This is a genomic window from Kitasatospora sp. NPDC096128, assembly GCF_040303105.1.
GTDB lineage: Bacteria > Actinomycetota > Actinomycetes > Streptomycetales > Streptomycetaceae > Kitasatospora.
The window spans coordinates 88,887-110,727 of record NZ_JBEOSP010000006.1; the positions used below are offsets into that span (position 1 = coordinate 88,887).

Annotated in this window: 16 protein-coding genes; 8 read left to right on the top strand and 8 right to left on the bottom strand. The window is 72.0% G+C overall.

From position 1 onward, the window contains the following. The first annotated feature begins 19 nt into the window (after positions 1 to 19). From ABTY61_RS09250 to glgB, 4 genes are all read left to right on the top strand, one after another. Positions 20 to 1,975, top strand: coding sequence for an alpha-1,4-glucan--maltose-1-phosphate maltosyltransferase (locus ABTY61_RS09250; RefSeq protein WP_350504491.1), 1,956 nt, complete (start codon positions 20 to 22; stop codon positions 1,973 to 1,975). After that, positions 1,972 to 3,696 (top strand): maltose alpha-D-glucosyltransferase, encoded by a 1,725-nt coding sequence (treS, locus tag ABTY61_RS09255; protein WP_350504331.1) that lies wholly within the window; start codon positions 1,972 to 1,974, stop codon positions 3,694 to 3,696. The genes ABTY61_RS09250 and treS overlap by 4 nt, the downstream gene beginning before the upstream one ends. A gap of 253 nt (positions 3,697 to 3,949) precedes the next feature. Continuing rightward, positions 3,950 to 5,440 (top strand): maltokinase N-terminal cap-like domain-containing protein, encoded by a 1,491-nt coding sequence (locus ABTY61_RS09260; RefSeq protein WP_350504332.1) that lies wholly within the window; start codon positions 3,950 to 3,952, stop codon positions 5,438 to 5,440. A gap of 72 nt (positions 5,441 to 5,512) precedes the next feature. Further along, entirely contained in the window at positions 5,513 to 7,906 is a 2,394-nt protein-coding gene (gene glgB / locus ABTY61_RS09265; protein ID WP_350504333.1) for a 1,4-alpha-glucan branching protein GlgB, read from the top strand. Between the two features lie 34 nt (positions 7,907 to 7,940). Here glgB and ABTY61_RS09270 read toward each other — a convergent pair whose 3' ends face one another. After that, positions 7,941 to 8,345 carry a type II toxin-antitoxin system VapC family toxin gene (locus ABTY61_RS09270; protein ID WP_350504334.1) on the bottom strand — a complete coding sequence of 135 codons (405 nt, stop codon included), beginning with the start codon at positions 8,343 to 8,345 and terminating at the stop codon, positions 7,941 to 7,943. Further along, entirely contained in the window at positions 8,342 to 8,623 is a 282-nt protein-coding gene (locus tag ABTY61_RS09275) for a type II toxin-antitoxin system Phd/YefM family antitoxin (protein WP_350504335.1), read from the bottom strand. Before ABTY61_RS09275 ends, ABTY61_RS09270 begins: the two co-directional genes overlap by 4 nt. A 178-nt stretch (positions 8,624 to 8,801) precedes the next feature. Between ABTY61_RS09275 and pta the strand changes: the two genes are divergently transcribed. The 3 genes from pta to pyk all read left to right on the top strand — a co-directional run bounded on the left by pta (position 8,802) and on the right by pyk (position 13,673). Beyond that, on the top strand, positions 8,802 to 10,931 hold the full coding sequence (pta, locus tag ABTY61_RS09280; protein ID WP_350504336.1) for a phosphate acetyltransferase: 2,130 nt from the start codon (positions 8,802 to 8,804) through the stop codon (positions 10,929 to 10,931). Next, the gene (locus ABTY61_RS09285; protein WP_350504337.1) at positions 10,928 to 12,151 is read left to right on the top strand and encodes an acetate kinase; all 1,224 of its coding nucleotides are present in this window, start codon (positions 10,928 to 10,930) and stop codon (positions 12,149 to 12,151) included. The genes pta and ABTY61_RS09285 overlap by 4 nt, the downstream gene beginning before the upstream one ends. Positions 12,152 to 12,245: 94 nt before the next feature. Next, entirely contained in the window at positions 12,246 to 13,673 is a 1,428-nt protein-coding gene (gene pyk / locus ABTY61_RS09290; RefSeq protein ID WP_350504338.1) for a pyruvate kinase, read from the top strand. 88 nt (positions 13,674 to 13,761) lie between these two features. Here pyk and ABTY61_RS09295 read toward each other — a convergent pair whose 3' ends face one another. The 4 genes from ABTY61_RS09295 to ABTY61_RS09310 all read right to left on the bottom strand — a co-directional run bounded on the left by ABTY61_RS09295 (position 13,762) and on the right by ABTY61_RS09310 (position 18,431). Continuing rightward, a complete protein-coding gene (locus ABTY61_RS09295; protein WP_350504339.1) occupies positions 13,762 to 15,228 on the bottom strand; it encodes a hypothetical protein in 1,467 nt (488 codons plus the stop codon). After that, positions 15,225 to 15,908 carry a DUF6114 domain-containing protein gene (locus tag ABTY61_RS09300; RefSeq protein ID WP_350504340.1) on the bottom strand — a complete coding sequence of 228 codons (684 nt, stop codon included), beginning with the start codon at positions 15,906 to 15,908 and terminating at the stop codon, positions 15,225 to 15,227. Before ABTY61_RS09300 ends, ABTY61_RS09295 begins: the two co-directional genes overlap by 4 nt. 134 nt (positions 15,909 to 16,042) lie before the next feature. Continuing rightward, complete coding sequence (locus ABTY61_RS09305; protein ID WP_350504341.1) at positions 16,043 to 16,714, bottom strand: DUF6230 family protein; 672 nt, start codon at positions 16,712 to 16,714, stop codon at positions 16,043 to 16,045. 724 nt (positions 16,715 to 17,438) lie between these two features. After that, positions 17,439 to 18,431: a tetratricopeptide repeat protein gene (locus ABTY61_RS09310; protein WP_350504342.1), complete on the bottom strand. Its 993-nt coding sequence runs from the start codon at positions 18,429 to 18,431 to the stop codon at positions 17,439 to 17,441. 521 nt (positions 18,432 to 18,952) lie between these two features. On the opposite strand from ABTY61_RS09310, the gene ABTY61_RS09315 reads away from it, so the two are divergent. After that, positions 18,953 to 19,504 (top strand): TetR/AcrR family transcriptional regulator, encoded by a 552-nt coding sequence (locus ABTY61_RS09315; protein WP_350504492.1) that lies wholly within the window; start codon positions 18,953 to 18,955, stop codon positions 19,502 to 19,504. A 116-nt stretch (positions 19,505 to 19,620) separates the two neighbouring features. Here ABTY61_RS09315 and icmA read toward each other — a convergent pair whose 3' ends face one another. Further along, the gene (icmA, locus tag ABTY61_RS09320) at positions 19,621 to 21,321 is read right to left on the bottom strand and encodes a coenzyme B12-dependent isobutyryl-CoA mutase large subunit (RefSeq protein WP_350504343.1); all 1,701 of its coding nucleotides are present in this window, start codon (positions 21,319 to 21,321) and stop codon (positions 19,621 to 19,623) included. Between the two features lie 172 nt (positions 21,322 to 21,493). After that, positions 21,494 to 21,832 (bottom strand): DUF3817 domain-containing protein, encoded by a 339-nt coding sequence (locus ABTY61_RS09325; RefSeq protein ID WP_350504344.1) that lies wholly within the window; start codon positions 21,830 to 21,832, stop codon positions 21,494 to 21,496. Between the last annotated feature and the right edge of the window lie 9 nt (positions 21,833 to 21,841).

The following is a 21,841-nucleotide window of genomic DNA, read 5'->3' on the forward strand; positions in this document are numbered from 1 at the left end:
GACGACAGAGAGCGACACCGTGATCGGCCGCATCCCCGTCCTGGACGTCAGCCCACAGATCGACGCCGGCCGCCGCCCGGCCAAGGCCGTCGTCGGCGAGACCTTCCCGGTCACCGCGACCGTCTTCCGCGAGGGGCACGACGCCGTCAACGCCAACGTGGTGCTGCGCGACCCGCGCGGCCGCAGCGGCCCGTGGACGCCGATGCGCGAGCTCGCCGAGGGCACCGACCGCTGGGGGGCGCACGTCACCCCGACCGCGCCCGGCCGCTGGTCGTACCTGGTGGAGGCGTGGAGCGACCCGATCGCCACCTGGCGCAAGACCGCCGCGGTGAAACTGCCCGCCGGGATCGACACCGCGCTGGTCCTGGAGGAGGGCGCCCGGCTGCTGGAGCAGGCCGCCGCCGGGGTGCCGAAGAAGGAGGGCCGGGCCCACGTACTGGCCGCCGCGGACGCGCTGCGCGACCCGGGCCTGCCCCCGCTGTCCCGGCTGGCCGCCGCGCTCGCCCCCGAGGTGCTGGAGCTGCTGGCCCGGTACCCGCTGCGGGAACTGCTCAGCGCCTCCCGCCCGCTGCCGCTGCAGGTGGACCGCGAGCGCGCGCTGTTCGGCTCCTGGTACGAGTTCTTCCCGCGCTCGGAGGGCGCGGTGGTGGACCCGAACGGGGTCGAGCCGCCGCGTTCGGGCACCCTGCGCACCGCCGCCGAGCGGCTGCCGGCGATCGCCGCGATGGACTTCGACGTGGTCTACCTGCCGCCGGTGCACCCGATCGGGCGCGCCTACCGCAAGGGCCCGGACAACACCCTGACGGCCGGTCCGCACGACGTCGGCTCGCCCTGGGCGATCGGCTCGCCGGAGGGCGGCCACGACGCCGTCCACCCGGACCTCGGCACCATCGAGGACTTCGACCACTTCGTCGCCGAGGCCAAGGCGCTGCACCTGGAGGTGGCGCTGGACTTCGCCCTCCAGTGCTCCCCCGACCACCCGTGGGTGAACAAGCACCCGGAATGGTTCAGCCACCGCGCCGACGGCACCATCGCGTACGCCGAGAACCCACCGAAGAAGTACCAGGACATCTATCCGATCAACTTCGACCAGGACATGGACGGAATCGTCAAGGAAACCGTCCGGATCCTCCGGTTCTGGATGGCCCACGGCATCCGGATCTTCCGGGTCGACAACCCCCACACCAAGCCGGTGGTGTTCTGGGAGAAGGTGCTCGGCGACATCGCCCGCACCGACCCCGATGTCGTGTTCCTGGCGGAGGCGTTCACCCGCCCCGCGATGATGCACACCCTCGCGAAGATCGGCTTCCACCAGTCGTACACGTACTTCACCTGGCGCACCAGCAAGAACGAACTCACCGAATACCTCACCGAACTCACCGGTGACGCGGCCGCCTACATGCGCCCCAACTTCTTCGCCAACACCCCGGACATCCTGCACGCCTACCTCCAGCACGGCGGCCGCGCCGCCTTCGCGATCCGCGCCGTGCTCGCCGCCACCCTCTCCCCCAGCTACGGCGTCTACGCCGGCTACGAGCTGTTCGAGAACGAGCCGGCCCACCCCGGCTCCGAGGAGTACCTCCACTCGGAGAAGTACGAGCTGCGCCCCCGCGACTGGAACCGCACCGACACCCTCGCCCCGCTGCTCACCGTGCTGAACCGGCTGCGCCGGCGCCACCCCGCCCTCCAGCAGCTGCGCGACCTGCGCTTCCACCCGACCGACAACGAGCAGGTGCTCGCCTACTCCAAGACCGCGACCACCCCCGAGGGCCTGACCGACCGGGTGATCACGGTGGTCAACCTCGACCCGCACCACGTCCAGGAGGCCACCGTCACGCTCGACGGCGACGGGCCCCACGCGGTGCACGACGAGCTCACCGGCGCCGTCTACACCTGGGGCCGGCACAACTACGTCCGGCTCGATCCCTCAGCCGAGCCGGCTCACCTCCTCACGGTTCGGAGGAACCCAGCGTGACAGTGAACGAGCCCGTCCCCGACACCTTCCCGGAGACCTCGAAGAAGAACCTGGACCCGGAGTGGTTCAAACGTGCGGTCTTCTACGAGGTGCTGGTGCGGTCCTTCCAGGACAGCAACGGCGACGGGATCGGGGACCTCAAGGGGCTCACGGCCAAGCTCGACTACCTGCAGTGGCTCGGCGTGGACTGCCTCTGGCTCCCGCCCTTCTTCGCCTCGCCGCTGCGCGACGGCGGGTACGACGTCGCCGACTACAAGTCGGTGCTGCCGGAGTTCGGCGACCTCGCCGACTTCATGGAGTTCACCGACGCCGCGCACGCCCGCGGCATGCGCGTGATCATCGACTTCGTCATGAACCACACCAGCGACCAGCACCCGTGGTTCCAGGCCTCCCGGGCGGACCCGGACGGGCCGTACGGCGACTTCTACATGTGGGCCGACGACGACAAGCAGTACCCGGACGCCCGGATCATCTTCGTCGACACCGAGACCTCCAACTGGACCTACGACCCGGTGCGCAAGCAGTACTACTGGCACCGGTTCTTCTCGCACCAGCCGGACCTCAACTACGACAACCCCCGCGTCCAGGACGAGATGATCGCCGGGCTGCGGTTCTGGCTCGACCTCGGCATCGACGGCTTCCGGCTGGACGCGGTGCCGTACCTGTTCGCCCGTGAGGGCACCAACTGCGAGAACCTGCCGGAGACCCACGAGTTCCTCCGGCGGGTCCGCAAGGAGATCGACGCCGACTACCCGGACACCGTGCTGCTCGCCGAGGCCAACCAGTGGCCGGAGGATGTCGTCGACTACTTCGGCGACTTCTCCGCGGGCGGCGACGAGTGCCACATGGCGTTCCACTTCCCGGTGATGCCGCGGATCTTCATGGCCGTGCGCCGGGAGTCCCGCTACCCGGTGTCGGAGATCCTGGCCAAGACCCCGGCGATCCCGGGCGGCTGCCAGTGGGGCATCTTCCTGCGCAACCACGACGAGCTGACCCTGGAGATGGTCACCGACGAGGAGCGCGACTACATGTACGCGGAGTACGCCAAGGACCCGCGGATGCGCGCCAACGTGGGCATCCGCCGCCGGCTCGCCCCACTGCTGGAGAACGACCGCAACCAGATCGAGCTGTTCACCGCCCTGCTGCTCTCCCTGCCCGGCTCGCCGGTGCTCTACTACGGGGACGAGATCGGCATGGGCGACAACATCTGGCTGGGCGACCGGGACGGCGTGCGCACGCCGATGCAGTGGACCCCGGACCGCAACGCGGGTTTCTCCTCCGCCGACCCGGGCAGGCTCAGTCTGCCGCCCATCATGGACCCGGTGTACGGCTATCAGGTGACCAACGTCGAAGCGCAGCAGAGCAGTTCGAGTTCACTGCTGCACTGGACGCGTCGCATGATCGAGATCCGCAAGCTCAACCCGGCGTTCGGCCTGGGCACCTACACCGAACTGCCGTCCAGCAACCCCGCCGTGCTGGCCTTCGTGCGCGAGCACGAGGGCGACCTGGTCATGTGCGTGAACAACTTCTCGCGGTTCGCGCAGCCGACCGAGCTGGACCTGCGGCAGTACGGCGGGCGGTACCCGGTCGAGCTGATCGGCGGAGTGCGCTTCCCGTCGATCGGCGAGTGGCCCTACCTGCTCACGCTGGCCGGGCACGGCTTCTACTGGTTCCAACTCCGGCAGCCCCCGCGCCCGAGCGGAACCAGGCGATCGAAGTAACGATCCGCCGGGCCCTGCCACCCGCGGCCCGCACAGCACCACCAGACCCTCCGGGGGCGCGAGTTGACCCCCGCGCCCCCGGAGTTCTCTGCACCACCGCGTACGGAGAACAGCCCAACGGCTACCCACACGAAGGCGTGACACCCGAGCCGTGCTCGCGTGCCGCGACCGCCGCGCCGCCGAAATCCGGAAGACTGACGGACCCCGGCCACGACCCGTCGGGCCGTCCGCGTGCTTCCGGGGAAAGGGAGTCATGTCCGAAACCTCCCGTTCTCAAGCCCATGTGCAGCACGACGCCCCGGCCGGCTCCGCCGCGCACCCGGGCGCGCGGGGCACCGGGGCCCGGAGAACCGCCCTGGGGGTCAGCGAGCTCGTCCAGGCGGCCCTGCCGCTGATCGCCGAGTGGCTCCCCACCCAGCGCTGGTACGCCGGGAAGGGACGCCCCATCACCGGGCTCGTGCCGGTGGTCGGCACCCCGCTGCAGGTCGGCGACCCCGCCCTGCTGCACCTGCTGCTGCGGGTCGAACACGCCACCACGGCCGGCCTCCCGCACGGCGACACCTACCAACTCCTGCTCGGCATCCGCTCCCAGGGCCCCGCGGACATCGAACCCGGTGCCGTGCTCGGCCGGCTCAACCAGGGCCCGTACGACGGCGCCGCCCTCTACGACGCCGTGCACGACCCCGAACTCACCGGACGCCTGCTGGAACACCTGGCCACCGGCGACCGGTTCGGCTCGCTGTCCTTCCGCCGCACCCCCGGCTCCGGACTCCCCGTCAACCTCCCCGGCCGCGCCTCCACCGCCGAACAGTCCAACAGCTCGGTCATCTACGGCACCTCGTACATCCTGAAACTCTTCCGACGCATCCACCCCGGCACCAACCCCGACCTGGAGCTCTCGCTCGCCCTCTCCCGGGCCGGCTCCACCCGCATCCCCCGGGTCGCCGCCTGGTTCGAGAGCCGGATGGAACGCGCCGAGCCCGCCACCCTCGGACTCCTCCAGCGCTACCTGCCGGACGCCGAGGACGGCTGGGAACTCGCCCTCGACCAGGTCGGCCGGCTCAAGGGCGACCGCTCCCCCGGCAACTTCGCCATCGAGGCGCACCGGCTCGGCCGGGCCACCGCCGAGGTGCACCGGGTGCTCGCCCGCTCCATGCCCGTCGCCCGGCTCGACCGCACCCAGACCGGTCGGCTCGCCACCGCGATGGCCGACCGGCTGGACAGCGCCGTCGCCGCCGTCCCCGGGCTGCTGCGCTTCCGCGCCGCCCTGCGCACCGCCTTCCAGCAGCTCGCCGACGCCCACCCGGACGGCCTGCCGGTCCAGCGCATCCACGGCGACCTCCACCTCGGCCAGGCCATGCGCACCCCGCACGGCTGGGTGCTGCTGGACTTCGAGGGCGAGCCGGCCAAGTCCGTCAACGAGCGCCGCGAACCCCAGCCGGCGCTGCGCGACGTCGCCGCGATGCTGCGCTCCTTCGACTACGCGGCCGCCCACCTGCTGGCCGGCGGCCCGGTCGACCCCGAGCTGGCCCACCTCGCCGCCGCCTGGGCCCAGCGCAACCGCACCGCCTTCTGCGCCGGCTACACCGCCGGAGGCGGCGCCGACCCGGCCGCCTCGCCGGAGCTGATGCGGGCACTGGAGATCGACAAGGCGGTGTACGAGGTGGTGTACGAGGCCAGGCACCGGCCCAGCTGGCTGCCGATCCCGCTCGCCGCGATCAACCGGCTCGCCCTGTCCGTCTGACCCCGCGCCCCCGTCCCGCCTGCCTGCCCGCCCGCCACGAGTTCGCCCACCCCGCCGCTGGAGGACCACGCCGTGACGCCGCTCGACCCGACCGGCCGCCCCACCCGCCCCGTTCCGGCCACCTTCCTGGCCGGAGCCGCCGAACGCGGAGGAGCTGAACCAGGGGCCGCCGGCCCGCCCCGAGCCGAAGGGCGCGCCGGTGCCGAACGGAACGCCGGCACCGGAGGGCGCGCCGGCTCCGAAGACGCCGAGCGGCAGGCGGTCGGCGCCCTGCGCCTGCCCGAGGCGCCGCTGCCGCCGGCCGAGGTGGACCGGCTGGTGAGCGGGCAGCACCACGACCCGCACGCCCTGCTCGGCGCGCACCCGGTGCACGGCGGCACGGCGATCCGGGTGCTGCGCCCGTTCGCCGACCGGGTGGTGGTGGAGACCGCCCACGGCCCGGCCGAACTCACCCACCAGCAGGGCGGGTTGTTCACCGGCCTGCTGGCGGGCGGCGAACTCCCCGACTACACCCTGCTGGTGGGCTACCCGGACGGCGAACCACAGCGCCAGCACGACGGCTACCGCACCCCGCCCACCCTCGGCGAACTCGACCTGCACCTGATCTCCGAGGGCCGGCACGAGCAGCTCTGGCAGGCGCTCGGCTCGCACGTGCGCACCGTCGACGGCGTGGCCGGCACCGCCTTCGCGGTCTGGGCGCCCAACGCCGTCGGGGTGCGCGTGATCGGCGACTTCAACCACTGGAACGGCACCGGCCACCCGATGCGCTCGCTCGGCTCCTCCGGCATCTGGGAGCTGTTCGTCCCCGGCCTCGCCGAGGGCGCCACCTACAAGTACGAGATCCACACCCGGCAGGGCTGGGTGCTCGACAAGGCCGACCCGCTCGCCCGGGCCGCCCAGTGCCCGCCCGGCACCGCCTCGGTGGTGACCACCTCCGCCCACCGGTGGCAGGACGAGGAGTGGATGGCCCGCCGGGCCCGCACCGCGCACCACCGGGCGCCGATGTCGGTGTACGAGCTGCACCTGGCCTCCTGGCGGCCCGACCTCACCACCTACCGCGCCATCGCCGAGGAACTGCCGGGCTACCTCAAGGAGTTGAACTTCACCCACGTGGAGTTCATGCCGGTGATGGAGCACCCCTTCGGCGGCTCCTGGGGTTACCAGGTCTCCGGGTACTTCGCCCCCACCGCCCGGCTCGGCGGCCCCGACGACTTCCGGTACCTGGTCGACACCCTGCACCGGCACGGCATCGGCGTGATCGTCGACTGGGTGCCCGCGCACTTCCCCAAGGACGACTTCGCCCTCGCCCGCTTCGACGGCGAACCGCTGTACGAGCCGGCCGACCCGCTGCGCGCCGAGCACCCCGACTGGGGGACGCTGGAGTTCGACTACGGCCGCACCGAGGTGCGCAACTTCCTGGTCGCCAACGCCGTGTACTGGTGCGAGGAGTTCCACATCGACGGCCTGCGGGTCGACGCCGTGGCCTCGATGCTCTACCTCGACTACTCCCGCGAGGGCGGCGCCTGGACACCCAACCAGTACGGCGGCCGGGAGAACCTGGACGCCGCCGCCTTCCTCCAGGAGATGAACGCCACCGTCTACCGGCGCTGCCCCGGCGTGATCACCATCGCCGAGGAGTCCACCGCCTGGGAGGGCGTCACCCGGCCCACCGACGCCGGCGGCCTCGGCTTCGGGCTGAAGTGGAACATGGGCTGGATGCACGACTCGCTGGTCTACATGTCCAAGGAGCCGGTGCACCGCAAGTACCACCACAACGAGATCACCTTCTCGATGGTGTACGCCTACTCCGAGAACTACATCCTGCCGATCTCCCACGACGAGGTCGTCCACGGCAAGCAGGCCCTGGTGTCCAAGATGCCCGGCGACTGGTGGCAGCAGCGCGCCAACCACCGCGCCTACCTCGGCTTCATGTGGTCCCACCCCGGCAAGCAACTGCTCTTCATGGGGCAGGAGTTCGCCCAGGGCGCGGAGTGGGACCACGAGCAGGGCCCGCAGTGGTGGGTGCTCGACGAGCAGTGGCCCGCCCACCGGGACCACGAGGGCGTGCGCCGCCTCGTCCGCGACCTCAACCGGATCTACCGGGACACCCCCGCGCTCTGGGAGCTGGACACCACTCCGGAGGGCTTCCGCTGGCTCGACGGCGGCTCCGCCGAGGACAACCTGCTCTCCTTCGTCCGCCGCGCCGCCGACGGCACCCCGCTGGTCGCCGTCTGCAACTTCTCCCCCGTGGTCCGCCACGGCCACCGGGTCGGCCTGCCCGCCCTGGACGGCCGCGAGCAGCTCTGGGAGGAGCTGCTGAACACCGACGCCGAGACCTACGGCGGCAGCGGCACCGGCAACTCCCGCCCGATCAAGGCCGACCCGGTCGAGTGGAACGGCCAGCCCCGCTCCGCCGAACTGGTCCTCCCCCCGCTCGCCACCCTCTGGCTCCGCCCGGCCCACTGACCCCGAGTGCCCGCCCGCCCCGGCGGGCGGGCACTCACCTCGGGGCCGTGACCGGGAACCCGAGCTCCTCGGCGGCCCGGCCGAGCTCGCGGTCATACGTGACGAAGTCGGTGAGTTCGGCGCGGAACGGCTCCGCGCTGGCCAGGTGGAGCGCGTCCAGCGAGCCCAGTCGCGGAGTGCGGTAGGCGAGCGCCCTGGCGAGCACCGCACTGCTGAGATCGACCTGGTAGACCCCCCGGAGCGCCTGGTCGACGTGGTACGGGACCATCTGGTGCGCCAGGCCCGCGCGGAGCAGCGTGCGGGTGATCTCCAGCCGGGCCAGTTCGCTGGTGATCAGCTCGGTGCCGTCGGGAAGCGCCTCCCGCCAGGCTCGCAGCACGGCCGTCTCCGGCTCCGGCTTGATGAACTTCAGCAGTGCGCACGAGTCGAGGTAGATCAACGGTCGCGCTCCCGGTTCCGGTCTTCGATCAGGAGGTCCGACAGGCCGGCGACGTCCGGCAGCAGGTCGAGGGCGAGCTCGGGCATGCCCTGCTCGGCGGGCGGGGTGACCTCGCCGGCCGCGACCAGGCGTTCCAGGGTCGACTCCGGGGCCTTCTCCGGCACCAGTCTCATCACGGGCCGCCCGCGGTCGGTCACGACGATCGTCGCGCCGGCCCGGACCCGCGCGACCGCCTTCGACGGGTTCTGGTTCAACTCACGCAGTCCCATGGTCTCCATACCAGCCAATGTAACTACATCACGTAGGTACATCAAGGGCAGGCGCGAACGCAAATCCCCGACCCGGGCCCTTGGTCCCTTGCGTCCGCCCGGCCGCTCTGCTCGCGAACGGCCATTCGTGGTGCGAAGGTATGGTCGATGTGACCACCTTCCGAGGCGACGGGACGGAGACATCCGCGTGGCGCGCAGCGTGTACGTGACCGGGATCGACCGGGGGGACGGCCGGCAGGCCGTCGAACTCGGGGTCATGGAACTGCTCACCCGCCAGGTGGACCGGGTCGGGGTGTTCCGTCCGCTGGTGCACGCGGCGGCGCCCGGCGAGCCGGGGTCGGACCACGTCGTCGAGCTGCTGCGCGGGCGGTACCGGATCGACCTGCCGGGCTCCGAGCTGTACGGGCTCACCTACGAGGAGGCGGCCGCGCTGCAGGCCGCCCAGGGGCAGGACGAGCTGGTCTCCGTGCTGGTCGACCGGTTCCGCGCGCTGGAGCGGCGCTGCCAGGCGGTGCTGGTACTGGGCACCGACTTCGCCGACACCAACATCCCGGACGAGCTGGCCTTCAACGCCCGGCTCGCCAACGAGTTCGGCGCCGCCGTGCTGCCGGTGGTCGGCGGCCAGGGCAAGGACCCGGAGGCCGTGATCGCCGAGGTGCGCAACGCCCACCGGGCGTACACCGACCTGGGCTGCGAGACCCTGGCGATGATCGCCAACCGGACCGCCCCGGGCGCCAAGCAGCGGATCCAGCGCGCGCTCACCGAGAAGCTGCCGATCCCGGCGTACGTGATCCCGGAGGAGCCGGCCCTGGCCGCGCCGACCGTCGCCCAGCTGGTGGAGGCGACCGGCGCCGAGGTGCTGCTCGGCGACGCGGCCGGCCTGGCCCGGGACGTGCGCGGCTTCGTCTTCGGCGGCGCCATGCTGCCCACCTTCCTGGACGCGCTGACCGAGGGTGCCCTGGTGGTCACCCCCGGGGACCGCGCCGACCTGGTGATCGGCTCGCTGGCCGCGCACGCGGCCGGCGCCCCGCCGATCGCCGGCGTGCTGCTGACCCTCGGCCAGCACCCCGGCCCGAACGTGATGGCGCTGGCCGCCCGGCTCGCCCCCGGCACCCCGGTCGCGGTCGTCCCCGAGGGCAGCTGGCCCACCGCCGCCACCCTGACCCACCTGGAGGGCAAGCTCACCGCAGCCAGCCCCCGGAAGGCCGAGATCGCCCTCGGACTGTTCGAACTGCACGTGGACACGGCCGAGTTGACCAACCGGATCGAGGTCGGCCGGTCCGAGCGGGTGACCCCGATGATGTTCGAGCACGAGCTGTTGGAGCGCGCCCGGGCCGGCCGCCGGCACGTGGTGCTGCCCGAGGGCACCGAGGAGCGGGTGCTGCGGGCGGCCGAGATCCTGCTGCGCCGCAACATCTGCGACCTCACCCTGCTCGGCGAGGTCGACGCGGTGCGCCGCAAGGCCGCGAGCCTGGGCATCGTCCTCCCGCAGGACGACACGGGCGCCGACCGCGCCCAGGTCCGGGTGGTCGACCCGAGCACCAGCCCGCTGCGCCGCCAGTTCGCCGAGCTGTACGCCCGGCTGCGCGCCCACAAGGGGATGACCGTCGAGCTGGCCCTGGACGTGGTCACGGACGTCTCCTACTTCGGCACCCTGATGGTCCAGGAGGGCATCGCCGACGGCATGGTCTCCGGCGCGGTGCACTCCACCGCGGCGACCATCCGGCCCGCCTTCGAGGTGATCAAGACCTCCCCGGGCGCGTCCATCGTGTCGAGCGTCTTCTTCATGTGCCTGGCCGACAAGGTGCTGGTGTACGGCGACTGCGCGGTCAACCCCGACCCGGACGCCCAGCAGCTGGCCGACATCGCGATCCAATCGGCCGCGACCGCCGCCCAGTTCGGGGTGGAGCCGCGGGTCGCGATGCTCTCGTACTCGACCGGCACCTCCGGCTCGGGCGCGGACGTCGACAAGGTCCGCAAGGCCACCGAGCTGGTCCGCGAGCTGCGGCCGGACATCCTGGTCGAGGGCCCGATCCAGTACGACGCGGCGGTGGACGAGCACGTCGCGGCCACCAAGCTGCCGGGCTCGCCGGTGGCCGGGCGGGCCACCGTGCTGATCTTCCCGGACCTCAACACCGGCAACAACACCTACAAGGCCGTCCAGCGCTCGGCCGGCGCGGTCGCGGTCGGCCCGGTGCTGCAGGGGCTGCGCAAGCCCGTCAACGACCTCTCGCGCGGCGCGCTGGTGGAGGACATCGTCAACACCGTCGCGATCACCGCCATCCAGTCGCAGGACCACAGGGAGCCCCAGGCATGACCGCCGGAACGCGCGTCCTCGTTCTCAACGCCGGCTCCTCGTCGGTGAAGTACCAGCTGATCGACATGCTGGACGGCGCCCGGCCGGCCTCGGGACTGGTCGAGCGGATCGGCGAGGCGGGCGGCCGGCTGGTGCACACCCCGCGCACCGGCGAGCGGCGCGAGCAGCTGCAGGCCTTTCCGGACCACTCGTCCGCGCTGAAGGCCGTCGCCGAGGAGCTGGCCGCCGACGGCGTCGGGCTGGACTCCCCCGAGCTGGCCGCGATCGGCCACCGGGTGGTGCACGGCGGCAAGCGGTTCACCGAGCCGACGGTGATCACCGACGAGGTGCTCCGGGAGATCCGCCGGCTGATCCCGGTCGCGCCGCTGCACAACCCGGCGAACATCACCGGCATCGAGGTGGCCCGCGCGCTACGGCCGGACCTGCCGCAGGTGGCCGTGTTCGACACCGCCTTCCACGCCTCGATGCCCGAGTACTCGGCCCGGTACGCGATCGACAAGGCCGTCGCCGACGAGCACCGGGTGCGCCGCTACGGCTTCCACGGCACCTCGCACCAGTACGTCTCGCGGGCCACCGCCCGACTGCTCGGCAAGGACCCGGCCGAGGTCAACGTGATCGTGCTGCACCTGGGCAACGGCGCCTCCGCCTCGGCGGTCAGCGGCGGCCGCTGCGTGGACACCTCGATGGGCCTCACCCCGCTGGAGGGCCTGGTCATGGGCACCCGTTCGGGTGACATCGACGCGGGCGTGGTGTTCCACCTGCACCGGGTCGGCGGCCTGTCCGTCGACGAGATCGACGACCTGCTCAACCGCCGCAGCGGGCTGCGCGGCCTGTGCGGCGAGAACGACATGCGCGAGATCATGCGCCGCGCCGACGAGGGGGACGCGGACGCGCGGCTCGCCTTCGACGCGTACGTCCACCGGCTGCGCAAGTACATCGGCGGCTACTACGCGGTGCTCGGCCGGGTGGACGCGATCGCGTTCACCGCGGGCGTCGGGGAGAACGCGGCGCCGGTGCGCGCGGCGGCCACCGCGGGACTGGAGGAGCTGGGCATCGCCGTGGACCCGGAGCTGAACTCGGTGCGCTCGGGCGCGGCCCGGATCATCTCGCCCGGGTTCTCCCGGGTGGCGGTCGCGGTGGTGCCGACCGACGAGGAACTGGAGATCGCCCGCCAGGCCTTCGCCCTGGTGCACCAGGAGGGTGAACAGTCCGAGGACTGACACCGAATTGTCTCGCTCCTCGGGATCCTTCGTCGGCGATTTCCCACGATTCGTGCCGAATGCACCGATAACACGAACGGATAGACTGACCCATATGCGCCGAGCGAAAATTGTCTGCACCCTGGGTCCGGCCACGGACTCCTACGAACAGCTGAAGGCCATCGTCGAGGCGGGCATGAACGTCGCCCGACTGAACATGAGCCACGGCAACCACGCGGACCACGAGGAGCGGTACCGGAAGGTCCGCCAGGTCTCGGAGGACACCGGCAAGGCCATCGGCGTCCTGGCCGACCTCCAGGGTCCCAAGATCCGTCTGGCGACCTTCGCCAACGGCCCGGTGACCGTCGACAACGGCGACGAGTTCACCATCACCACCGAGGACGTCCCCGGTGACCAGCACATCTGCGGCACCACCTACAAGGGCCTGCCCGGCGACGTGAAGCCCGGCGACCCGATCCTGATCAACGACGGCGTCATCGCCCTGGAGGTCGTCAGCGTCGACGGCCCGCGGGTGAAGACCGTGGTGGTCGAGGGCGGCGTGCTCTCGAACAACAAGGGCATCAACCTGCCCGGCGCGGCCGTGAACGTGCCCGCCCTGTCCGAGAAGGACAAGGACGACCTGCGCTTCGCGCTGCGCCTGGGCGTCGACATGGTCGCCCTGTCCTTCGTCCGCAACGCGGACGACATCAAGGACGTCCACGAGGTCATGGACGAGGTCGGCATCCGGGTGCCGGTCATCGCCAAGATCGAGAAGCCGCAGGCCGTCGAGGCCATGGAGGAGATCGTCCTCGCCTTCGACGCCATCATGGTCGCCCGCGGCGACCTGGCCGTCGAGTACCCGCTGGAGCGGGTGCCGCTGGTCCAGAAGCAGCTGATCACCCTGGCCCGCCGCAACGCCAAGCCGGTCATCGTCGCCACCCAGATGATGGAGTCGATGATCCACGCCTCGCGGCCGACCCGCGCCGAGGTCTCCGACGTCGCCAACGCCATCCTGGACGGCACCGACGCGGTGATGCTCTCCGCCGAGTCCAGCGTCGGCAAGTACCCGGTCGAGACCGTCCGCACCATGAGCCGGATCTGCGAGAAGGCCGAGGAGGAGCTGGTCTCCCAGGGCCTGCAGCCGCTCAACCCGGGCCGCAAGCCGCGCACCCAGGGCGGCTCCGTCGCCCGCGCCGCGTGCGAGCTGGGCGACTTCCTGAACGGCAAGGCGCTGATCGCGTTCACCAAGTCCGGTGACACCGCGCGCCGGCTGTCCCGCTACCGTTCGCCGATCCCGGTGATCGCGTTCACCCCGGACGCGGCCACCCGCAACCAGCTCTCGCTGAGCTGGGGCGTCGAGTCGTACGTCACCGAGCAGGTGGCCACCACCGACGCGATGGTCGCGCAGGTCGACCGCGAGCTGCTGAAGCTGGGCGAGCTGACCGAGGGCGACACCGTGATCGTCACCGCCGGTGTGCCGGTCGGCATCCCCGGCACCACCAACATGGTGCAGGTGCACCGCCTGGGCAGCCACGGCGAGTGAGACACCCGTAGTACGAACGCCGGTGGGGCGGTCCTCCTGTACGGGAGGGCCGCCCCACCGGCGTTGCGGCGCGTCCGCCGGCTGCCGCCTACTTGTCGCTGTAGGGCGCGTTGTCGTTGAACAGGTGCATCCCCGGGATGTGCAGGGTGCCGCCGAACTGGCCGGCCTGCTTGGCGGTGACCCCGGTCAGCTCGATGTCCAGCGGGATCGGGACCGCGCCGATCAGGTCGTACAGCCAGCGCGGCAGGGTGTCCGGGGTGAGGGTGATCTCGCCCAGGTCGATCGGGATCGGCAGGCCGAGCAGCTTGGACAGGTGGCCGGACAGCCGCTCCACGTACATGGTGACCTGGCCGTTGCGCATGGTCGAGGTCGAGCCCGGGGCGCCCTGGACGTGGAAGGTGACGCCGTTGCCCTCCAGGGTCGACATGTCGAGGTTCTCGATGTCCACGCTGTCGACCACGAACTTCAGCACCCGCTTGGTGCCGGTCGGGGTCTTCACGTCGTAGACGCCGTGGAAGGCCGCGCCGTGCAGGCCGAGCCGGCTGCTCTGCAGCGTCCAGTTCTGCTCCGGGACGACCTGCTCCGAGGAGGGCGCGCCGGCGGTCAGGTTCCGGGTGTCCACAGCGCAGTTGGGGTTCGCGGTGGGCGAGCCGGACGGGGTCGGGGTGGCCGAGGAGCTCGCCGAAGCGCCTGCTGACGGGGTCGCTTTGGCGGCCGGTTTGCCGCCGGAGGCGGTGGCGCCCGGCGAGGGCTGCCCGCCCGAGGGCTGGCCTGCGGAGGACTGGCCTGCGGAGGACTGGCCGGCGGAGGACTGGTCGCCGGACGGCTGGGCAGCGGGCGGTGCGGACTGCTGGGTGCCGGCCGCCGGGGTCTGCGGCTGGGCGGGCTGTGCCGGGGTGCCGACCCGCGGGGCGGGCGCGGCGGGCCCCCGGGGGGTGGCACTCGGTGTCGCGCTGGGCGTCGGAGTGGCCGAACCGCCCGGGTTCAGCAGGTGGTTGATGCCGCCGACGATGTCGTCGATCAGCCCGGCCGGGCTCGCGGTGGCCGTCCCGTCGCCGGTGCCCCGGTAGACCGCGCTCACCGGGCCCGAACCGCCGGTGGCGTCGGAGCGGACGGCGGACCGGGTGGTCGTCGTGGCCGGCGGCTTCACCGGCGCGGTGGTCGGGGCCGTGCTCGGCAGCTGGGTCGGCGCGGTGGTCGGAGCCGTGGTCGGCACCGAGCCCGGGCCGGTCGAGGGCGTCGTCGTCGGGCTTCCGGGCGTGCCGGTCGGCGCGGGCGGCGGCTCGGGCAGCTCGCTCTTGGGGACGGGCGTCTCGATCGGCGCCACGTCCGGCACGGTCACCGGCGCGTTGCCGCAGGGCTTGCCCGCGGCTGACTCGGCGACCGCCGGGTTGGGCGTGTAGGCGGCGGCCATCAGCAGCGCGGTCGGCACCGCGGCCATCGCCAGGGCGCGGCCTCTCAACCGGACCCGGACCGGCTTGCGCGGCGCGGCGTGCCGGCCGGAGCGCTGCGCGGGGACGGCAGCGCCCTCTGCTTGCTCGGCCGGCCCGGTCACCGCGCCTCCTCCTGCTCCCCGGCGGTGCCCTGCTTCGGGACGACGACCTCGGCGGCGGGGGCCTCGGCGGCCGGCGCCGCGGGCGCGCCCTGGGCGGGCAGCTCGGCAGTGGCGGGCGCCTCGGCAGCCTCGGCGACGGCGCTCCCGGCGGCGGTCGGCTCGGCGGCGGTCGGCTCAGCGGCGGCGAGCCCGGTGGCGACGCTCTCCGCCACGGCGTTGTCCGCCGGCTTGCCGTGCCGTGCGCGCCGCCCCTTGGCGGGCGCGGTGGACGGTTCGGGCAGCGGCGCCCAGGAGACCATCAGCCCGCCGCCGATCAGGCCGGGCAGCAGGGACAGGCCGAAGCCCGCGAGGTTGGAGACCGGGATCGAGACCAGCGTCAGCAGGATGGTCGCGATGCCGGCGAAGACCCGTACGGCGGGCTGGAACCAGGCGGTCAGCCCGAGGATGATCATCAGCACCCCGATGATCAGCGACCCGGCGCCGGCCGTGGTGGACATCGCGATGGTCAGACCACCGAACGTCAGGTGCGCATAGGGGAAGTAGAGGATCGGGACGCCGGCGATCATGGCCAGCAGGCCGCCCCAGAAGGGCCTGGAGCGGCGGAATTCACGGAAGTGCCGCCAGAGCCACCCGATGGGGTTCTGCTGGCGGGGCCGCGTCTCGACCGTTGCGCTGGACATGGTGCAACTCCTCGACGTCGCTACGAGGGAAGAACAGAAAAGGGGGGTGCCGGGAACGGCGGTCGCCCGCCGCCCCGGCCCCGGGTCGAACCGCGTCATCCGGGCACGCCGGTCGGCGTGCCGTCAGACGGGGCTCAGAAGCACTCGTTGCCCGCGCCGTCGCCGCTCTTCAGCGCGAGGTTCAGGCCGTTCAGCTTGAAGGTGCCGGCCGAGGTGGCCCGCGCGGTCTGCTGAACGCCGCTCAGGTCGGCGGTCTTGGCGGACTGGGCGAAGCCGGTCGCGCCGGACGGCAGGCCGGCGCCGCCGCCCGCCTTGGTGACACCCGCGTGCGGGGCCCAGCCCTGGGTGGCCGTACCCGAGAGGGTGGAGGCGTCCTGGCCGATGTTCATCTGGGTGAAGGTCGCGTCGGCCTTCAGCTGCTCAAGGTCGATCAGCAGGTTGTCGGCCTGAACCGGCTTGCCCGCCTCGGTGCCGGCGTGCAGCTGGAGGGTGATCTTGCCCAGGCCGAACGCGGACAGGTCCGTCACCACCGACTGGCACAGGTTGGTGATGTCGGCGTGGTCGAAGGCCGAGACCGCGACCGGGTGCGGCTTGCCGTTCGCCTCGATGTCGACCGAGCCGAACTGGGCGAAGTTGGTGCCGTGCAGTTGGTCGGTGCTGACCTTGAACTGCTGGCCGGAAATGCTGAACGAGGCGGCGAGCGCGCTGTTGGCGATCGAGACGCCGACCATCGCGGTGGCCGCGACGCTCGGCACCATCACCAGGGCGAAGCGCTTCCAGCGGGTCTTGCCGTAGGTCTTGGACATGCGAGTCCTCCTTCTAGGACGTACATCTCCGGCCTCCCGGCGGCGCGTCCCGCGCCGGTGGGGGCCTGGGATGGGAGAGAGCTACGTCCTCGGTAGCGGAGAGCGCCTTGGGCGTCGTCGGACGCGGGAGCGGCCTGCGTACTGCGGCACTCCCGTCCCGAAACCGGCCGTCCTTGCGGGACGACGGGTCGGATCGACGACATCGGCGATCACCCCCGAGCGACAACCAGCGACCGCGCAGGACCGCGCGGCCGGTCGAGGACAGGAACCGCCGTGGGACCGCGGATACCCCCCTGCCCTCCCTACCGCCGGCCAGGGGCCGACGGATCACCCGGTGGGGATCCCGTGCTCCGCTCGGCCGACCGGCTGTCGGCGGGGTGGAGTCTGGGACCGGGCGTGGCCGATCGTGCTTGAATCCCGGGCGAAGCACAAGGGGTGCCTTACTGACGGGTAATGCAACACCAGGTGGCATTGATCATGGAATTGACCCGAGTTGCACCGTGCGTGACGTGTTGAAGGAATCGTGACGAGGAAATCTGCCGGAAACAGCAGCGAAACACCCGTGGGCGGTCACTGAAAGTGACCGCCCACGGGTGAAATCAAGATTTGGTAAACCTCTGTCCGGTTGACCGGATTGTCGCCAAATCACCAGGCGACACCGCAGGTCATCCGCTGTGCCAGGCACTCGGTGCCAGGCACGGGTCCGGACCGCCGGAAGGGCGGCTCAGAACAGCACGCGGGCCAGCGCCGTACGGGCCGCGACCACCCGCGGGTCCTCCGGGCCGATCACCTCGAACAGCTCCAGCAGGCGCAGCCGGGCGGTGTCCCGGTCCTCGCCGAAGGTCCGGCCGACGGTGTCCACCAGGCGCCCGAAGGCGTCCTCGACGTGACCGCCCACCAGGTCCAGGTCGGCGGCCTGCAGCTGGATGCCGACGTCCTTCGGGTCCGCGGCGGCCGCCGCCCGGACCGACTGCAGGTCCAGGCCCTCGACCCGGTGGAGCAGCTCGGCCTGGGCCAGGCCCAGCTTGGCCTCGGTGTTGCCCGGCTGGTCGACCAGGACGTTCTTGTACGCCTGGATGGCGCCGCTCAGGTCGCCGGCGTCCAGCGCGTCGTGCGCGGCGGACAGCGCCGGGTCCTCCGGCCGCTGCGGAGCGGCGGGGGCGGCCTCGCCCGCGACGACGGCGCCACCGGAGATGCCGAAGCGCTGCTCGGCGACCAGGATCAGCTGGTCCAGCACCTTGCGGACGTTGGCGGCGCTCTCCGCGCCCTGGAACAGCGGCACCAGCTGGCCGGCCACCACGGCCATCACGGCCGGGATGCCCTGGATGCCGAACTGCTGGGCGATCAGCTGGTTGGCGTCCACGTCGATCTTGGCGAGCACGAACTGGCCGGCGTACTCCTCGGCCAGGCCCTCCAGGATCGGGCTGAGCTGCTTGCAGGGCCCGCACCACTCGGCCCAGAAGTCGATGACGACCGGCACCTCGGCGGAGCGCTGGACGACCTCGGTCTCGAAGGTGTCCTCGGTGACGTCGATGACGAGCGGGTAGGCGGGCTGGGGGGCGGCGACTCCGTCCGCTTCGGCGGCGGCCGCCTGACGGGCCCGCTCGGCCCGGGCCTGCTCGGCCTTCTGGGCGGCCTCGCCGGCCGCCTTCACCGCGGCGAGGTCGACCGCACCGCGCAGGGACGAGCTGTTGAGACGCGAATTCCGTGGCTGCATGGCACCATCCTCCCCCGTCCGCACTGCTGGCGGGCACCAACCTCCGGAAAGTCGCGCCGCGCGGGCTGCGCGGTGCGGGTTCCCGGCCGGTGCACCCTTCCCCCGGTAGCCTGAACCGTTCGGCGCGGATCCCCACCCGCACCCGCGCCGCCCCCGTCCCACGGGGTCCGGCGCCTGGTTGCCACTGCTTTCGCTACAGGTCGTAGCGTAACTGGAGCCGGTGCCCCGGCCGCAAGCCCCACCGGCGGTTCGGGGACGTGAGCTGCCCCACTTTCCCGGTCCGCCCGACTGCCCGAATCGGCGAACAGTCGCTACCGTTACCAGCCCCACCCAGGTTACTTACCAGTAGATCGCAAGGAGGCCCGGTGCCGGCCGCCCAGCCCTCCGCGAGCCCGGACGACGCCGTCCACAGCAGCACCCTCCGGGACGGCACGGTCCAACTCCGGGCCGGCAGCGTCCAGGAGGGCGCCAACGCGTCCCGGGCCAAGGGCCGCCCGCGCAGCGCCGCCGCCGACCTCGCGATCCTCGACGCCACCCGCGAAACCCTCGCCGAACTCGGCTGGGGCGGACTGACGATGGGGCACGTCGCGAGCCGGGCCGGGGTCGCCAAGACCACGCTCTACCGCCGCTGGCCCTCCAAGAACGAACTGGTGGTGGATGCCGTCGCCAGCATCTTCGACGAACTCGTGATGCCCGACCTCGGCAGCCTGCGGGCCGACATCGAGGCCGTGGTCGGCCAGTTCGCCGATCTGCTGGCCCGCCCCGAGACCCAGGCCGCACTGCTCGCCCTGTTCGCCGAGGGCACCCGGGACCCGCAGCTGCGCCGCCGGATCCGGGAGGCCATCGTCGACCCGCAGAAGCGGCTGGTCCGGCAGGGCCGGGCGGCCGCCCAGGCGCGCGGCGAACTCGAGGCGGACACCGACACCGCATCGGCCTGCGAGGAGGTCGACATCATCTTCGACACCATCGCCGGCACCGTCGAGCACCGGGTCCTGGTCAGCGGTGAGCCGATCACCCCCGCGTGGACCCGCCGGTTCATCGACCTGCTGCTCGGCCCGCTGATCGTCGGCTGACGGCATGGCGAAGCCGCCGTACGGACCTCCGCACGGCGGCTCCTGCTACTCGCCCACCCGCCTCCGGGCGCTCGGCGGCGCCCTTCGGCTCGGGGCGGCAGAACCCGGCCACGGGCTCAGAACTGGGCGTTCTCCTGGTACGTCCCCCACTCCTGCCGCAGCGCGTTGCAGATCTCGCCCAGGGTCGCCTCGGCGCGCACCGCGTCCAGCATCGGCGGGATCATCGACGCGCCCGAGCGGGCCGCCGCCAGCATGGCGTCCAGCCCGGCCCGCACCGCCGCCTCGTCCCGGGCGGCCTTGCGCTCGCCCAGCACCCGCACCTGCTCGCGTTCGACCTCGTGGCTGACCCGCAGGATCTCCAGCTCGGGAGTGACGCTGCGCGGGTGGCAGTTGACGCCGACCACGCGCTTGTCGCCCTTCTCCACCGACTGCTGGTACTGGAAGGCCGCCTCGGCGATCTCCCCGGTGAACCAGCCCTCCTCGATCCCGCGCAGGATGCCGGCGGTGATCGGGCCGATCGGGTGGCCCTCGCTGCCCTTGTCGAGACCGCCCCTGTCCAAGATCTGCTGGAAGATCGCCTCGGCCTGCTGCTCGATCCGGTCGGTCAGCGCCTCGACGTACCAGGAACCGCCCAGCGGGTCGGCCACGTTGGTGACGCCGGTCTCCTCCATCAGCACCTGCTGGGTGCGCAGCGCGATCTCGGCGGCCTGCTCGGAGGGCAGCGCCAGGGTCTCGTCCAGCGCGTTGGTGTGCAGCGAGTTGGTGCCGCCGAGCACCGCGGAGAGCGCCTCGACGGCGGTGCGCACCACGTTGTTGTACGGCTGCTGGGCGGTGAGCGAGACGCCGGCGGTCTGGGTGTGGAAGCGCAGCCACTGCGCCTTGTCGGTCTTGGCGCCGAAGCGGTCGCGCATCCAGCGGGCCCAGATCCGGCGCGCGGCGCGGAACTTGGCGATCTCCTCGAAGAAGTCCAGGTGGGCGTCGAAGAAGAAGGACAGGCCGGGCGCGAAGACGTCCACGTCCAGGCCGCGGGACAGGCCCAGCTCGACGTAGGCGAAGCCGTCCGCGAGGGTGTACGCCAGTTCCTGCGCGGCCGTCGCCCCGGCCTCGCGGATGTGGTAGCCGGAGACGGAGAGCGGCTTGTACGCCGGGATGCCCTGGGCGCAGTGCTCCATCAGGTCGCCGATCAGGCGCAGGTGCGGCTCGGGGGCGAAGAGCCACTCCTTCTGGGCGATGTACTCCTTGAAGATGTCGGTCTGCAGGGTGCCGTTGAGCACCGCCGGGTCCACGCCCTGGCGCTCGGCGGCGACCAGGTACATGCAGAAGATCGGGACGGCCGGGCCGCTGATCGTCATCGAGGTGGTGACCTCGCCGAGCGGGATGCCGGCGAACAGCACCTCCATGTCGGCGGCCGAGTCGATGGCGACGCCGCAGTGGCCGACCTCGCCGAGCGACTTGGGGTCGTCCGAGTCGTACCCCATCAGGGTGGGCATGTCGAAGGCGACCGAGAGGCCGCCGCCGCCCGCGTCCAGGATCATCCGGTAGCGCTCGTTGGTCTGCTGCGCGTTGCCGAAGCCGGCGAACTGGCGGATGGTCCAGGTGCGGCCGCGGTAGCCGGTGGGGTGCAGGCCGCGGGTGAACGGGTACTCGCCCGGCCAGCCGATCCGCTCGAAGCCCTCGACGGGCTGCCCGGGGGCGGGGCCGTAGACCGGCTCGACCTCGTCGCCGGAGAGGGTGGTGAAGTCGGCGTCGCGCTTGCGGGCCTTGTCGTACCGCTGCTGCCAGCGCTGACGTCCGCGCTCGATCTCCTCGGCGTCCATGGGCCGAACTCCGCTCCGTACGGCCGCCACGGCACCGGGCGGCACAGCTATTAGGACGTCCTACTAATTTACTCGGACGTCCTACTACTTGTCGATGGAGCCCGCCCGCGGAAACGCCGAGGGCGCCCCTCCCCCGGTCGGGGAAGGGGCGCCCTCGCGGGAGCCGCGTGTCTCAGACGCCGGCCGGCTGGCGGGCGCCGCCCGCCGGGAGCTGCTCGGCGGCCTCGCGGGCCACCCGGCGCTCGAAGACGAAGGAGAGGAACGGGATGCAGCCCGCCGCCAGGGTCAGCACCAGGCGGCCGAGCGGCCACTTCAGCTTCTGCCCGAGCATGAAGGTCACCACGAAGTACCCGATGTACAGGTAGCCGTGCAGCATCGCGACGTAGGTGGTCAGGTCCTCGGCGGTGCTGAAGCCGTACTTCGCCACCATGAAGCCGCAGAACACCAGGAGCGCCACGCCGGTCGCAATGGCCAGGCCGCGGTACCAGCCCAGCAGGGGGGTCGCCTTCATTCTCTTCCT

Bases quoted from the DNA above. Each gene is read 5' to 3' on its own strand.
- ABTY61_RS09260 (WP_350504332.1), top strand. From the start codon at position 3,950: ATGTCCGAAACCTCCCGTTCTCAAGCCCATGTGCAGCACGACGCCCCG.
- ABTY61_RS09275 (WP_350504335.1), bottom strand. From the start codon at position 8,623: ATGGAGACCATGGGACTGCGTGAGTTGAACCAGAACCCGTCGAAGGCG.
- ABTY61_RS09285 (WP_350504337.1), top strand. From the start codon at position 10,928: ATGACCGCCGGAACGCGCGTCCTCGTTCTCAACGCCGGCTCCTCGTCG.
- pyk (WP_350504338.1), top strand. From the start codon at position 12,246: ATGCGCCGAGCGAAAATTGTCTGCACCCTGGGTCCGGCCACGGACTCC.
- ABTY61_RS09300 (WP_350504340.1), bottom strand. From the start codon at position 15,908: ATGTCCAGCGCAACGGTCGAGACGCGGCCCCGCCAGCAGAACCCCATC.
- ABTY61_RS09305 (WP_350504341.1), bottom strand. From the start codon at position 16,714: ATGTCCAAGACCTACGGCAAGACCCGCTGGAAGCGCTTCGCCCTGGTG.
- ABTY61_RS09310 (WP_350504342.1), bottom strand. From the start codon at position 18,431: ATGCAGCCACGGAATTCGCGTCTCAACAGCTCGTCCCTGCGCGGTGCG.
- icmA (WP_350504343.1), bottom strand. From the start codon at position 21,321: ATGGACGCCGAGGAGATCGAGCGCGGACGTCAGCGCTGGCAGCAGCGG.
- ABTY61_RS09325 (WP_350504344.1), bottom strand. From the start codon at position 21,832: ATGAAGGCGACCCCCCTGCTGGGCTGGTACCGCGGCCTGGCCATTGCG.